This window comes from Nonomuraea marmarensis, assembly GCF_043197025.1.
Classification (GTDB): domain Bacteria; phylum Actinomycetota; class Actinomycetes; order Streptosporangiales; family Streptosporangiaceae; genus Nonomuraea; species Nonomuraea marmarensis.
On sequence record NZ_JBICRM010000001.1, the window covers coordinates 423,662 to 437,241 of the forward strand.

Consider the following 13,580-nt stretch of genomic DNA (forward strand, 5'->3'; position numbering starts at 1 on the left):
CGGATCCCCGGCGTCTCAGAACGGTGAGTCGAGCGGCACTTGCCGCACCCCCGGCAGGTACGCGTCGAGCTCGCCCAGCTCGAACCGCGACATCCCGATGACGTGCCAGAACTGCCCGGAGGGGTCTCCCTGGACCTTGTAGCGGCCGTCAGGCGACAGGGCCGCCCACCCCTCGGCCAGCCCGAGCAGGGTCGCCCGCCGCTCGCCGCCCTCCCAGAGGATCACCACGCCGTCGTCGCCCGCGCTGGCCAGCAGGTCCGAGGCGGGGCTGAAGGCGACCGACCACACCCGGCGGGCGTGCCCGGCCAGCGTGTGCCGCAACCGCCCGGTCGTGGTGTCCCACACCCGTACCAGCAGGTCGTCGCCCCCGGTGGCCAGGCTGTCGCCGGAGGCGCTGAACGCCACGCTCCACAACCGCCCGCCGTGCCGGTCGAGTGCGTGCACCAGCCGCGGTTGCCAGGGCTGTCCCGGCCGCAGCTCCCACACCATGGCCCGGCCGTCGCTGCCGGCGCTGGCCAGGTATCGCCCGGAAGGGGAGAAATCCACCGAGTAGACCCGGTCGGTGTGCCCTTCGAGGGTCGCGACCCGGCCGCCGGAGGCGACGTGCCACAGGCGTACGAGCTTGTCGTCGCAGCCGGTGGCCACGTAGGCGCCGTCGGGGCTGAACGCGATCGAGCGCACCCGCCCGCGGTGGTCGGTCAGGTTGCCCGCCAGCCGCCCGGTCGGCCGGTACCAGATCCGGACGCTGTCGTCGTCGTTGGCCGTGGCCAGCATGTCGCCGTCGGGGCTGAACGCCTCGGCCCAGACGTGGTCGGTCTCGGCGTTCAGCTCGCGCTCGTAGTCGCCGGTGGTGGCGTTCCAGAAGTGCACGCCGCCGTCGTTGCTGGAGGTGGCCAGCACGGGCCCGGCGGGGGAGAACAGGGCGGAGATCAGCCGGTCGGCGGTGCCGCTGAACTCGCGTAGCCGCCGCCCGGTGCGGGGCTCCCACACGCGTACGACGCCGTCGTTGCCGCTGGTCGCCAGCATCGACCCGTCGGCGCTGAACCTGACCGACGAGATCCGCCGCCCGTGGCCGCGCAGCAACCGCTGGCACTGGCCCGAGCCGGGGTCCCACAGCCGCACGGTGCCGTCGTTGCTGCTGGTGGCCAGCTGCTGACCGTCGGGGCGGAACGCGAACGGCCACACCGAGCTGCGATGCCCCGTCAGCTCGACGCGCCGCCCGCCGCCCGTGGGCTGGATCCGGACCACGCCGTTGGAGTCGCCGCTGGCCAAGGTCTGCCCGTCGGGGCTGAACGTCACCTGGTAGACCGATGCCGCGTGCGTGGTGTGCACGCCGCGGGCCTCGCCGGACGGGTCCCACAGGCGTACGCTGCCGGCCGTGTCGCCGCTGGCCAGCAGCGAGCCGTCGGGCGCGAACGCCACGCAGTAGACGCTGCCGGTGTGCCCGGTGAGCGTGCGCAGGAGCGTCCACGTGGCGGTGTCCCACAACCTGATGACGCCCGCCTCGTCGCCGGTGACCAGCAGCCGGCCGTCGGGGCTGTGCAGCGCGCGGTAAACGCTGCCGCGATGGCCCTCCAGCGTCTGCTTGACCTGCCCGGAGCCCTGCCCCGAACCGAGGTCCCAGACGCGCACCACGCCCGCCGCGTCGCCCGTCACCAGCACCGCGTGGCCGAACGACGCCGTGTAGATCGGCGCCTGGTGGCCGCTCAGCTCGTGCGTGAGCAGCCCCGTGGCCGTCTCCCACACGCGTACGACGCCGTCGCCGCCGCCCGCGGCCACCAGGTCGCCCGCGGGGCTGAGGCGTACCGGCCAGACGCCGTCGGCGTGGCCCTCCAGCCTGCGCAGACGCTCGCCGGTGAGGGCGTCCCACAGCAGGACGGCGCCGTCGCTGGCGCCCGTGGCCAGCAGATCGCCCGCGAACGTGACGGCGTAGACGCGGCCCCTGTGCCCCTGCAGCGTGCGCACGGGCGCGCCGCCGACGCACAGCAGCACGCCGCCGTCCTCGTTGCCGATGGCGATCGTGGCGCCGTCGGGGCTGTAGGCGATCGGCTCGGGTAGCCGGCTGGTCTGGAAGTGGTATCCGTACGGGACGCCGATCCCGGCCGGTGCGAACTCCACCTCCACCGGCTGCCCCGGCACCACCGCCGCCCCGTGCGGGTGCGGCAGCGAGCCGGTCACGTTGATCAGGGAGGCCCGGTGCCAGCGGGCGCCCTCGGCCGCCACGTCGCTCAGGTCCACCTGGGCCAGCCGCGCGCCCGACAGGTCGGCGCCGCTCAGGTCGGCCCCCGTCAGGTCGGCCTTGTCCAGCCGCGCCCCGACCAGCCTGGCCTCGCGCAGGGTCGCCCTGGACAGGTTCGTGCCCGCCAGCGTGGCCTCGGACAGGTCGGCGCCGGTGAGATCGACCTCCCGCAGGTCCCTGGCCGACAGGTCCTCGCCCTTGAGGTTGGCCCCGCGCAGGTCGGCGCGGGCGGGCGTGCGCAGCCTGGCGGCGATCTTGACGGCGTTCGTCCTGGACACGTCGTCGGCCGGCGGATCGGCCACCCACGCGCGCAGCGTTCGCACGTCGGCCAGGTCGCACAGGAACTCCACGGTCAGCGCCGACAGCGGCCGGCGCGCCAGCCACCCGGGATTGTCCGCGGCGATGTGCCGGGCGATCAGCCACTCCATCACCGAGGCGTGGATGAACCCGAACATCCCCTCCTCCGTCCGCACCAGCAGGCTGCCCGAGCCCATCGCGTGCGCGGCGTGCGCGGCCGAGAGCTGCCCGCTGGCCAGGTCGGTCAGCGTCTCGCCGATCTCGGTCAGCTCGTCCACGCCGAGCAGCGACTCCCCGGAGTCCCACAACCGCAGCGCCAGCGCCGTCACCGCCTGCCACAACCCGTCGGTGGTCAGCGCGGCGGGCGAGCCCGGCATCCTGGCCCGCCGCTCCTCGAAGGCCAGCCAGGAGCCGAGGATCTCCTGGTAGAGCAGCGCGGGGCTGATCGTGTGGCGGGCGCCGGCGACCGTACGCAGGCGGTCGGCGTCGAGGTCGGCGATGAAGCTCAGCATGCGCGGGTTCTGGGCCAGCGCGAGCAGGTCCTTGATCTCGCTCATCAGCGACATGCGCGCGCCGGCCTCGTCGCCGTCGTCGAACCTGTTGGCCAGGTAGGAGCGGATCTGGTCGGGCGTGAAGTCCTCGACGCTGAGCACCCGCCGCTGCGGCAGCACCCCCACCATCTCGCCGAGCGAGGTCAGCACCTGGCTGTGCGACTTGAAGTGCTGGGTGCGGCTGGCCACCACGATCTTCGCCTTGTCCTCGGCCGCCGCCAGCAGCGTGGCCAGGTGGTCGGCCGCGCGGTCGTAGGTCAGCCGGGTGACCAGCTCGTCGAACCCGTCGAACAGCAGCACGATCCGGCCCTGCCTGAGCAGGTAGCGGAACGCCTTGAGGTCGATGAACTCCTCGCCGTGGTTGGCCAGGTGGGCGGCGACCAGGCCGTCCACCGAGTGCGCCTTGTCCAGGGCGCGCAGCTCGATCAGGATCGGCGTCAGGTGTGGCAGCTCGGCCGGGATGCGCCTGGCCAGCTCGCGCAGCGCGAACGTCTTGCCGTGGCCGAAGTCGCCGAGCAGCAGCAGGAACCGGCCGTGGTCGGTGGCCAGCAGCCGCATCAGCTCGTCGGTCAGCCCCTGCCTGACCTGGTTTCCCGGCCGGTCCAGCTCGCGGTAGCGCTGCGGGACGTACAGGCCGGGCGGGTAGCGCCGGTCGGTCGTCAGCCTGGCCGTCTGCTCGGTGACGTAGCCGGTCAGGTCGAGCAGCCCCTGGAACTCGGTGAAGCTGCGCAGCCGCACGCCCTTGCGCATGAGGTCGTCGCGGATCGCGCGGGACGCGGGCGGCCCCTGGTAGACCAGCTCGGCGGCCAGGTCGGCGGCGTGCGCCTGGCGGGCGAAGTCGTCCGCGGCGCCGCCGGTCAGCTCGCCCACGTGCGCGCCGATCATCAGCTGGCGCACGAACCCGTCCTCGGGGTGGGTGACCACCAGGTGCGCGTCGAACCTGCGGATCCTGGCCCGCTCGTGCCTGGCCTCGCAGACCTCGGTGATGCGGTCGAGCAGCAGCTCGACCGGGCTCGGCGCGCGCTCCTCCGGCTTGGGCGAGGGCGGCGGGGTGGGCGGGCTCTCGCCGGTGAACGTGGCCCGCGCGGCCCGCCACCGGTAGGCCACCCGCTCCGGTGGCGGGCCGCCGTCCGGCAACCAGGTACGCAGCCCGTCAGGCGTGATCTCGACCACCTGGTGCCGCCCGGACCGCGGCGCGGCGATCCTGCCCTCGGCCGCCTCTCCGGATCCGCCGTGGAAGAGCAGGTCGAACCGGTGGGAGAGCAGCCGGTCGAACGTCGGCGCGTCCCTCAGCTCGCCCGGCGGATGCCCGATCGCGCCCAGCCGCAACCACGCGCTCTCCTCGTAGGGCCGCAGCCGCTCGGAGAACCAGGCCGCCTGCCCCTCCCCGAGCAGCGCGTACGCGTCCCGCTCCAGATGGCTCATCGCCATCGTCGAGTTGAGCCCCGCCACGACCACCTTCAGATCGGGCACCTCGAACAACGTCCACGGCTGCCCCCCGTCGAACACCCGGTCGTCCAGCCCCTGGTACACCTCCCCGAACAACCCCGCGAAATGCCGCCACTTGGGCCAGTAGGGCGGTTGCGGGCTCACGTCGTCGGCCTCGCAGGTCATGAAATAGGCGTTCGCGGCGGCCTTGGTGACGTCGCGCGGCCCAGGCAGCAGCACCAGCCGGTGCGGTTCCAGCCCGAGCAGCAGCCTCAAGTCGGTCACGAACCGCGTCGCCTGCCCGAACTGCCCCAGGCTGCCGGACTCGGTCAGGTCGCCGCTGACGACCATGAGATCGGGACGCGGCATGCCCCGGTCGTACATGGCGGTCAGGTCCGCCCAGATCCGCGCCTGCATGTCCTCGGGCGTGAACGGCTCGCCCGGATCGGGCAGCCCCCTGCCGAATCTGGGGCCGCCGATGTGCAACACGCTGATCGACTCGCGCCCCCGGTGGGCGCTCTGCGCGGGCGGGAACTTCGGCGCCGTGACCGGCGCGCGGCGGGCCCTGGCCCGCTCGCCGGGCGGCGGCAGCGTCGGCGCGATCACCGGCACGCCGGACCCGTCGGGGAACGCGGGCGCCGCCTCCGGCTTGGCCCGGCCCGACATCGCCTCCCTGACCCGGCCCAGCAGCAGCGCCCTGGCCTGGCCCGGGTCGGTGACGCCGAGCAGGTCGACCCACGTGATCGTGGACAGCAGGCCCCCGACCTGGACGTCCTCCAGCCTGATCGTGACGAGCTTGTTGGCGGGGCTGTCGGGGTCGGCCCGCAGCGCCGCCTGCCACTCCATCCGCCCGTAACGCGAGGTCAGGTAGTTGCGCGAGAGCACCGCCACGACGACCTGGGCCTCGCTCACGCCGCGGTCCATGAAGTCGATGAAGTTGGTGCCCGGCACGAAGTCCCACGCCTGGATCATGGTCTTGTAGCCCGCCGCCTCGAGCTCCCAGGCGATCCACGTCGCCCAGGCCGTGTCGGCCGGGGAGTAGCTGACGAAGATCTCGGTCGGCCTGCCGTCACGTGCCATCTGCCCAGTATCCCGCGGGGGGCAAGCCCCCCGCGTACCCCCCAAAGGCGTGGAAGAGGCTTCTTTTCAAGGGAAGCGGGCTTCCCTTGTGTGTGCGATCATCGTCGGGTGTGGCGGCGTCTTGGTGTGCTCGACCTGATCAGGATCGGGCTGCTGGCTCTCGGCTTGGTCTTCGTGGCGACCGGGTTGCTGCCGTGGGAGGACGCGGCTGAGAGCCTGGACGACATCGGCCCGCTGCTGGTCTTCCTGGTCGCGATCATCGTGCTGGCCGAGCTGACGAAGGAGGCCCAGGTCTTCGACGCGATCGCGGCGAGGATGGCGGTGCTCGGGCGCGGCAACTACACCGCCCTTTTCTTTCTTTGTACGGCTTTCGCGTCATTTATTACGATATTTCTGAACCTGGACACCACAGCGGTGCTGCTCACACCGGTCATGCTCGCCCTGGCCCCCCGAGCCCGCATCGCCCCCCTGCCCCTGGCCATGACCACGATCTGGCTGGCCAACACGGCGAGCCTGCTGCTGCCCGTCTCCAACCTGACGAACCTCCTCGGCATGGAGAAGATCGGTCTCGACGCCCAGGAGTTCGCCGCCCGCATGTGGGCGCCCCAGATCGCCTCGATCGCGGTGACGATGGCGTTCCTGTGGGCGTTCTACTGGCGCCGCGGCGAGCGGCGCGACCTGCGTTACACGCCGCCGGTGCTGGAGCCGGTCGCCGACCGCGTGCTGTTCGCCGTCGCCTCGGCCGGCTGCCTGCTGTTCATCGCCATGCTGCTGCTCAAGGCGCACGTCGCCCTCGCCGCCACGGCGGCGGCCGCCATCGTCGCGGGGGCGTTCCTGCTGCGCGCCCGCGAGCGCCTGACCTGGAGCCTGATCCCGTGGCAGCTCGTCATCTTCGTGACCGGCCTGTTCCTGGTGGTGCCCACGCTCAGCAGGCACGGCCTGTCCGACCTGATGACCTGGATGATCGGCACGCAGGGCGACCCCTACCGCACGGCCGCCGTCGGGGCCGGGCTGTCCAACGTGATCAACAACCTGCCCGCCTACCAGGCCGTCGAGACCGTCATCCCGCCCGTCGACCAGGACCACCTGCTGGCCCTGCTGGCCGGCACCAACGTGGGCCCGGTCGTCACCCCGTGGGCGTCGCTGGCCACCCTGCTGTGGTTCGAGTCCTGCCGCCGCCACGACGTCACGGTGCCGATGCGGCGCTTCCTGCTCACCGGCACGGGCCTGGCGGTCGTGGGGCTGGTCGCGACGGTCTGGGCGCTGGTGGAGTTCGGCTGAAGGGTCTCAGGCGGCGGCCAGCGTGTAGGCGCCGGCGACCGCGGTCAGGGCCCAGCGCATGCGCGCCACGTACGTGTCGGGGTGGTCGCCGGCCTCCTGCGCCACGTACGCCGCGCACCGGGCCGGGTCGCCGCCGCACGCGCACAGCCGCTCGTCCACGGCCTCACGGATCTGGAAGGGGGACAGGTGGTCGGACGGCTGCAGGGCCGAAGCGAAGAGCACCTGCGCCAGCTCGGTCGTGGTCATCATGTCGGGCTCCTCTCCACGTGTGCCGCTTTCAGGCACCCTCTAACTAGACGTCGAACGGGAGCGGAACTCATCGACAAAGGACACACATTATCTGCGGACTTTTCCTCATTGGGCGCGGCGCAGGAGAGCGAGGAGCCCGGGGACGGCCCGCGGGTGGGCGGCGACGAAGCTGCGATCCTCGGCCGTCCCGTCGATGCCCTCCTCGAACGGGCCCCCGTCCAGCGCCCGGATCTCGATGCCGGCCTCCCGGGCGAGCAGCGCTCCCGCCGGCAGGTCCACGGCCTCGGCCCGGTAGCCCACGATGCCGTCGATGTCGCCGCGCGCCAGCATCGCCCACGACAGCAGCGGCGCCCACAGCTGCAGCACCCGCCGCGCGTTGAGCTCCAGTGCCGCCTTCAGCGCCCGCACGGTCGCGTCGTCCCTGGTCACGCCGTAGCCCTGGGTCCAGGCCAGCAGCGGGCCATGCGGGCTCTCCACGTACGGGGGCGCCAGGCGTACCCCTGACGACGAGAGCGCGCCGCGCCCGCGGATGGCCGACCACGTCTGGGCCGAGACCGGGTCGTGCACCACGCCCAGCACCGGACGTCCGCCGCGGCACAGCGCCACGCCCACCACGTAGGCGGGCAGGCCGATCGCCACGTTGTTGGTGCCGTCGAGCGGGTCGACCAGCCACGTCCACTCGCCGCCCGCGGCCCCGACCAGCCCCGACTCCTCCGCGATCACCGAATGCGAGGGGTACGCCGTCAGGATGCGCTCCAGCAGCAGCTTCTCCGAGGCCAGGTCGAGATCGGTCACCACGTCGCCCGCGTCGCCCTTGGCCCGCACGCCGAGCGCGCCCCGCGTGCCCTCCAGGAGCAGGGCTCCCGCGGCCTCGGCGGCTTCGACGGCGACCGTGCGAGCGTGGTCCAGGTCCATCGGGTACCCCTCAGGTCAGGTGCTCGGTGATCATGCGTACGGCCAGCTCGGTCTCGCGGGCGTCCAGCGGCTGCCTGGACACGTGGTGCGGGCCCGCGCCCAGCGGGCCGAGCGACAGGTCGCGGCTGCCGGGACGGCCGCGCCCGAGCGCGATCGTGGCCGCCTCGCCGCCCTCGGGGACGACGCTGCTGTGGAAGCGGTCGGCGGGCAGCGTGTAGGTGTCGCCAGGACCGAACACCTCCACCAGGCCCGTGGCGTGCCGCACGGTGCGGCGGGTGGGCGAGATGCGGTCGCCGTCGGCCCCGCTGACCACCTCGAACACCCGGTGCGTGGCGTCCGCGCCCGCGTCGGTGACCACCGCGTGCACGTTGCGCATCTGGCCGTAGAGCACGTGGCTGACCAGGTCCCAGCTGTGGCAGTGGATCTGCGAGGTGGTGCTCTCCGCGTGCGAGAGCGAGTCGGACCACAGATGGAGGCATACCCCCTCGCCGCCGTCGCGCTCCAGCGGAAGGCAGACGAATCCGAGCGGGTGCCGCACCGCGGTCAGGTCGTCCCCGGAGAGCACGTCGAGGGCCCACGACCTGGCCGCGCCCCCTCGGAGAAGCTCGTGTACGTCGCTGTAGCTCATGATCCGTAGGGATCCACGGCACGGAGGGCCTTACGGGCGATGTCGACGACGTCGCGGCCGTCGTAGGACTTGGGCAGGGGCACCCCGATGCGCGCGAACAGCTCCTGCACCTCCTCGATGGTGGGCTCATCGCTGAGCGGTGCTTTCTTGTACATCTCCAGCGGCACCCGCCGCGCCTGCTCGAAGCTGAGCCGCAGCTCGGTGTCGCAGTTTTCGTAGTAGAAGGTGCCCGCCAGCGCGGTCATCGCCATGTTCGGGTCCTCGACCGTCATGATCAGGCGGCTGGCCGACACGTCCCAGCGGAACGTCGTCATCGTCGACGACAGGCCCACCCCGATGTCGAGCAGGCCGTAGCGCTGGCGGTGCCAGAAGGCGGCCAGGATCGTCGCGTACGACTCCTTCCTGACCCGGTCGGTCGTCCACGTCTCGCCGGTGCCGTCGGGGACGTCGGACAACGAGCGGCGGTAGTGGGCGTACGTCTCGCACACCTCGGCGTTGGACGGGTCGATGACCTCGACCCTGACCGTGAGGTGGCGCTTGACCCTGCGGGCGGCGGCGACGCACTCGGGCAGGGTGACCGCGCGCAGGTAGGTGCCCGTGCCGCCCTTGAAGCTCCACCTGGCGGTGTCCTTGCGGGCCTCGGCGTGGGACTGGGCGATCTCCTGCTTGCTGCCGAGCACCCTGACGAGCTGGAGCGAGTCGAGGGCCTTGCGGGTGCTGCCGACCAGGGTCTCGATCTCCTCCAGGCGCGCCAGGCGCACGGGCAGCTCGGCCAGCGCTCCCGAGGTGATCGTCTCCTCGACCGGGGCCTGGCGGACGCGGTCGCGCAGCAGCGCGGTGGCCACCAGCGCCATGATGACCAGCGTGGCGGCGTTGACCAGCTGCCGCTGCACCTCGGTCGAGATGATCGTGTCGGGCATGATGCCGAGCACGCCGATCACGACGGCGAGCAGCAGCGCGATGGCGCCGTCGGCGTTCTGAGCGGCCCAGGGGACGACCCGCTTCACCGCAGCCATGAACCGTGCCATCGCGCGCCCCGTCATCAGACGATCAGTCAGTTCCCGAGGTCATGGTAACGACCGGGCCAAGCGACTGCCAGCACACGATCACCTAGCGGAAGATGCCGCGGAGTATTGCCTCCAGTCCGGATTCCGCGGCGGGCGGCGTCGAGCTGCCGCTCGACGCCGCCCGGTACCTGCCGATCCTTAGAACCACCCGCGGTGGCGGGCCATCTGCTCCAGACCGCGCTGCAGGGCCTGGTCCGCCGAGTTCGGCGGGTCGTCGTAGCGCAGGGTGAACCGGTTGTAGGCGTCGTGGCTGGAGCTCAGGAAGCCGCCCCGCTTGTCGGCCTCCAGGATGACGTCCATCTGCCGCGGCCCGGCGATGAACGTCAGCTCCAGCTCGTTGAAGTAACGCCGCCACTGGCCGCCCGCGTAGTACTCGATCTCCTGGAAGAACGGCATGGTCGAGCCGTACAGTGTGCCCCGCTCCAGGTCGGCCTTCTTGAACTGGAAGCCCAGCCGGTCGAGCGCGCCGATCACGTGGTCCTGGGCCGGCAGCGGGCTGACGAACAGCGGGTCCAGGTCGCCCTTGTCGAGCGCGCCCGCCAGCGCCAGCTCCGTCTGCACGCCCAGCCTCATCCCGTGCAGCGGGTGCCCGGCGATCGCGCTGATCGGGGTCTCCCAGGGGACCCCGATCTCGAACGGCTGCTGGTGCTGCGCGCCCGCGGCGAGCTGGAACGTCCCCGCGACCTGCTGGCGCAGGAAGCTGTAGGACGTCTTGTACTCGTTGTCGCCCTGCTCGATCTCGACCACCGCGGTCAGGTCGATGTAGATGCCCTCGACCTTGTAGTCGGAGTTGCCGCCGCGGAAGTGCACGACGCCGCGCAGCGCCTCGCCGGGGCGCACGCCCGTGTTGGTCAACACCGTGTCTACCTCGACGCCCGCGCCGAACGCGGCCATCAACTTGCGGAACACCATGGGGTTCTCCTATGCGGAAGGAATGTGGCCGTTGACTGGGCCGTTCCCTGTGCCCGAGATGCGGGGGAGCAACTGGGCCAGGAGGAGGGTGGAGAGCGCGGAGTCGGACTGACCCTGCTGGGTGCGTACGATCAGCGGCTGGGGTGCGTTCTCCGCCAGCTTGGCGCCCACGTCGAGGCGCCTGCGGGCCAGCTCGTACTGCAGCACGGCCCGGTTGTCCCGGTACGACTCGGCCAGCCGGCGCAGCGCCTTGGCCTCGTTCTCGGCGGAGGTCAGGTCGGCCCGGCCCCGCGCCTCGATCTCCCACGTCACCCGCTGCGCCTCGGTCTCCTGCTCCTCCAGCATGCGCGCCACGTTCTTGCGCGCGGTGTTGTGGGCGGCCTTGACCTCGACGACGCGGGCGTCACGGGTCTTCTTGGAGCGCTCGATCTCCATCAGCAGGGTGTCGATGCGGCGCTTGCGGGTCAGCTCCCACTCGCGCTCGTACGCCGAGAGCTCCTTGGCCACCTTCTCGCGGGTGGCCAGGTGCTGCTGGTACTGGTCGGGCAGCTGGACGTCGGGGATGTTGGCGCCCGTGATGCGCACGCCGTACCGGCCGAGCTGGCGGTTGAGCGCGTCCTGCATGTCGCCCACGTCGGAGCCGCGCAGGTCGTACGCCCGCTCGGTGTTGACCCTGCGGCTGCGCTGCCTGATCGCGTCCTGAACCGCGCTGGAGAGCACCAAGTCGAAGTTGCCCGCGCCGATCGTGCGGACGAACGCGACCGGGTCCACGATGCGGAACTTCAGGAAGAACTCGATCGACTTCAGCGGCACGTTCTCCGCCGTGGGACAGGCCACGATCGGCGCCGAGTACGGGATCTCGGTGGAGGTGTCGACGACCGCGTCCACCCGGTCCCACGGCAGCCAGAGGTAGTGGCGGCCGGGCGGGAGCGTGCCGGTGATGGCGCCCCAGCGGCTGCGTACGCCGGTGGTGCCCTCCTCGATCTCGATGATCGCCTTGCGCCACATCGTGACCAGCGCCACGACCAGGAAGAACAGCGCCGCCAGCGCCGCCATGACGGTGAGGTCGGTCAGCGCCGCCATGCCGGCGAAATAGAGCGCCAGGAACACCAGCGCCATCCAGGCGAAGCCGCGCCGGTCCTTGGGAATGACGACCGGGACGAGCTGGCCCTGCTCGCCGCCGCGCAGCAACTGCCGGATGTCGCCCCAGGAGGCCAGCGACTCCTTGATCTTGGAAAACTCGCGGGTCATCGGACCTCACCTTCCACGCGGGTGCCGGGGAGCAGGCGTTCGACCGTGCGTTCCAGCTCCTGGTCGGGCTCCGGCGTCTTCGGCGGCTCGGCCACGTCGGCGGCGGCCTTCTTGAGCAGGGCGGCGATCTCGTCCTCGCGCCCTTGCACGCGCTCGCCGATCGCGCCGAGCCTGGCGCGGATGGCGGACATGTCCTCGGCGGAGAACAGCACCGCGCCCTTCCCGCCCACGAGCTGCTGCGCCAGGGCCAGGAAGTCGATGTCGGTCTGCTCGCCCACCTGCACCACCTGCGGCAGCCTGGTGGCGACCGACTCCAGCTTGGCCAGCAGGTCCTGCTGGAAGCGGTAGTCGAGGATCTCGGGCGCCTCCGCGGCCGACAGCGCCCTGATGTCCAGCGCCTGGGCCTCCAGGAGCGCGGAGTTGGCGTTGGCCGTGGACTCGGCCTCGACCAGGCGTTGCCTGGCCTGCGCCGTGGCCTGGTGGGTGGCGCGTTCGAGCGCGGTGTCCATGCGGGCCTGGTATCCGGCGATCTCCGCCTGGATGGCGCTCAGCGTCTCCTGCAACCCGGCCAGCTCCTTGACCAGGTCGCCCTCGTTCTGCTCCTTGCGGAGCTGGAGCTCGTACTCGTAGGTGTAGGCCTCCTTGGCGACGCGGACCATTTCGGGGGCGGCCAGGTCCATGCGGTACTCCTGGCTGGACGGCTCGGCGTGGGTGATGTTCACGTCGGTGAGCCGTACGGCGGGCAGGAACTGCTGGTTGAGGCTCTCCAGCATGCCCAGCGTGCTCTCGCCCACCAGGTCGTAGATGTCCTCGGCCCGCTGGGCGTAGATGAGGGAGCGGGTGACCTCGCTGATGGCGTTCTGGAGCTTGGACTGGAAGCCGCTGACCGAGCCCAGCACGAAGATGAACTCCGCCGGGTTCTCGATCCTGAACTGCAGGAACAGGTCCACGCTCGCCTTGACGCCCTGCTGGGTGGGGGCTTCGCTGATCGGCGCGTTGAAGGGGTATTCGCGGGTGGTGTTGACGATGTAGCTGACCCGCTTCCACGGGTTGAACAGCGTCACCCGGCCCGGGTCCGCGATCTGCACCAGCTTGCCGAACTTGGTGATCAGCGCCTTGCAGCCCTCGGGCACCATCACCACGCTCCGGCGCCACCACAGGAACGCGGCGGCCAGCACCAGCACCAGCCAGTAGTGCGGGCCGAAGATCAGATCGGTGTTCGGGATGACGTTGCCGAGCGCGCCGATCAGGCCGAGCACCACCAGGATGCCCAGGGGCACGATCACCTTCGCCGTGCTGCCCTTGGGGATCACCACCGGCGAGATGACGTGCATGCCGTTCTCGGCGAAGCTGCGGTTGACGATCTCGCCCGCTTCGTTCAGCGACGCGGTCCTGGCCTCGATGAGGGTGCCGACGGACACTCCCCCGTCGCGGGCGGCGGCGAAGTCGTGGGGGTTCAGCGTGAAGCCGCGGCCCTGGCCCGCCAGTTGCCCCGCCTGGTCAACGACCTGGCCCATGGCCTGTCCCATCGCCTGCCGTACGTCACCCCCTTGGGCGACTGCTTGGGCTATGCCCTGACCTGCCTGGACCAGTGCCTCTCTGGGTCGTGACATTGAACCTTCCTTTTCCGCTACAGGCGACTAAGACCGTATCGGGTGTGACTTACTATTCGCTTGCAATGC

General features: G+C 71.3%; 9 protein-coding genes. 1 reads left to right on the forward strand and 8 read right to left on the reverse strand.

What is annotated here, in order from left to right:
* Positions 1 to 15: 15 nt before the first annotated feature.
* Positions 16 to 5,595 (reverse strand): WD40 domain-containing protein, encoded by a 5,580-nt coding sequence (locus ACFLIM_RS02095; RefSeq protein ID WP_393161225.1) that lies wholly within the window; start codon positions 5,593 to 5,595, stop codon positions 16 to 18.
* A gap of 108 nt (positions 5,596 to 5,703) precedes the next feature.
* On the opposite strand from ACFLIM_RS02095, the gene ACFLIM_RS02100 reads away from it, so the two are divergent.
* On the forward strand, positions 5,704 to 6,876 hold the full coding sequence (locus ACFLIM_RS02100; protein WP_393161227.1) for an ArsB/NhaD family transporter: 1,173 nt from the start codon (positions 5,704 to 5,706) through the stop codon (positions 6,874 to 6,876).
* A 6-nt stretch (positions 6,877 to 6,882) separates the two neighbouring features.
* On the opposite strand, the gene ACFLIM_RS02105 is transcribed toward ACFLIM_RS02100, so the two are convergent.
* The 7 genes from ACFLIM_RS02105 to ACFLIM_RS02135 form a co-directional block, all read right to left on the reverse strand.
* A complete protein-coding gene (locus ACFLIM_RS02105) occupies positions 6,883 to 7,125 on the reverse strand; it encodes a hypothetical protein (protein WP_393161229.1) in 243 nt (80 codons plus the stop codon).
* 105 nt (positions 7,126 to 7,230) lie between these two features.
* Positions 7,231 to 8,040 carry an inositol monophosphatase family protein gene (locus ACFLIM_RS02110; RefSeq protein ID WP_393161231.1) on the reverse strand — a complete coding sequence of 270 codons (810 nt, stop codon included), beginning with the start codon at positions 8,038 to 8,040 and terminating at the stop codon, positions 7,231 to 7,233.
* A 10-nt stretch (positions 8,041 to 8,050) separates the two neighbouring features.
* Positions 8,051 to 8,668 (reverse strand): hypothetical protein, encoded by a 618-nt coding sequence (locus tag ACFLIM_RS02115; protein ID WP_393161233.1) that lies wholly within the window; start codon positions 8,666 to 8,668, stop codon positions 8,051 to 8,053.
* Positions 8,665 to 9,684 (reverse strand): hypothetical protein, encoded by a 1,020-nt coding sequence (locus ACFLIM_RS02120; protein WP_393161235.1) that lies wholly within the window; start codon positions 9,682 to 9,684, stop codon positions 8,665 to 8,667. The genes ACFLIM_RS02115 and ACFLIM_RS02120 overlap by 4 nt, the downstream gene beginning before the upstream one ends.
* A 189-nt stretch (positions 9,685 to 9,873) precedes the next feature.
* Complete coding sequence (locus ACFLIM_RS02125; protein WP_393161237.1) at positions 9,874 to 10,647, reverse strand: sporulation protein; 774 nt, start codon at positions 10,645 to 10,647, stop codon at positions 9,874 to 9,876.
* A gap of 9 nt (positions 10,648 to 10,656) precedes the next feature.
* Positions 10,657 to 11,898, reverse strand: coding sequence for an SPFH domain-containing protein (locus ACFLIM_RS02130; RefSeq protein WP_393161239.1), 1,242 nt, complete (start codon positions 11,896 to 11,898; stop codon positions 10,657 to 10,659).
* Positions 11,895 to 13,511 carry an SPFH domain-containing protein gene (locus ACFLIM_RS02135; protein ID WP_393161241.1) on the reverse strand — a complete coding sequence of 539 codons (1,617 nt, stop codon included), beginning with the start codon at positions 13,509 to 13,511 and terminating at the stop codon, positions 11,895 to 11,897. Before ACFLIM_RS02135 ends, ACFLIM_RS02130 begins: the two co-directional genes overlap by 4 nt.
* Positions 13,512 to 13,580 lie beyond the last annotated feature (69 nt).

Bases quoted from the DNA above. Each gene is read 5' to 3' on its own strand.
- ACFLIM_RS02120 (WP_393161235.1), bottom strand. From the start codon at position 9,684: ATGGCTGCGGTGAAGCGGGTCGTCCCCTGGGCCGCTCAGAACGCCGAC.
- ACFLIM_RS02105 (WP_393161229.1), bottom strand. From the start codon at position 7,125: ATGATGACCACGACCGAGCTGGCGCAGGTGCTCTTCGCTTCGGCCCTG.
- ACFLIM_RS02110 (WP_393161231.1), bottom strand. From the start codon at position 8,040: ATGGACCTGGACCACGCTCGCACGGTCGCCGTCGAAGCCGCCGAGGCC.
- ACFLIM_RS02135 (WP_393161241.1), bottom strand. From the start codon at position 13,511: ATGTCACGACCCAGAGAGGCACTGGTCCAGGCAGGTCAGGGCATAGCC.
- ACFLIM_RS02095 (WP_393161225.1), bottom strand. From the start codon at position 5,595: ATGGCACGTGACGGCAGGCCGACCGAGATCTTCGTCAGCTACTCCCCG.
- ACFLIM_RS02115 (WP_393161233.1), bottom strand. From the start codon at position 8,668: ATGAGCTACAGCGACGTACACGAGCTTCTCCGAGGGGGCGCGGCCAGG.
- ACFLIM_RS02125 (WP_393161237.1), bottom strand. From the start codon at position 10,647: ATGGTGTTCCGCAAGTTGATGGCCGCGTTCGGCGCGGGCGTCGAGGTA.
- ACFLIM_RS02130 (WP_393161239.1), bottom strand. From the start codon at position 11,898: ATGACCCGCGAGTTTTCCAAGATCAAGGAGTCGCTGGCCTCCTGGGGC.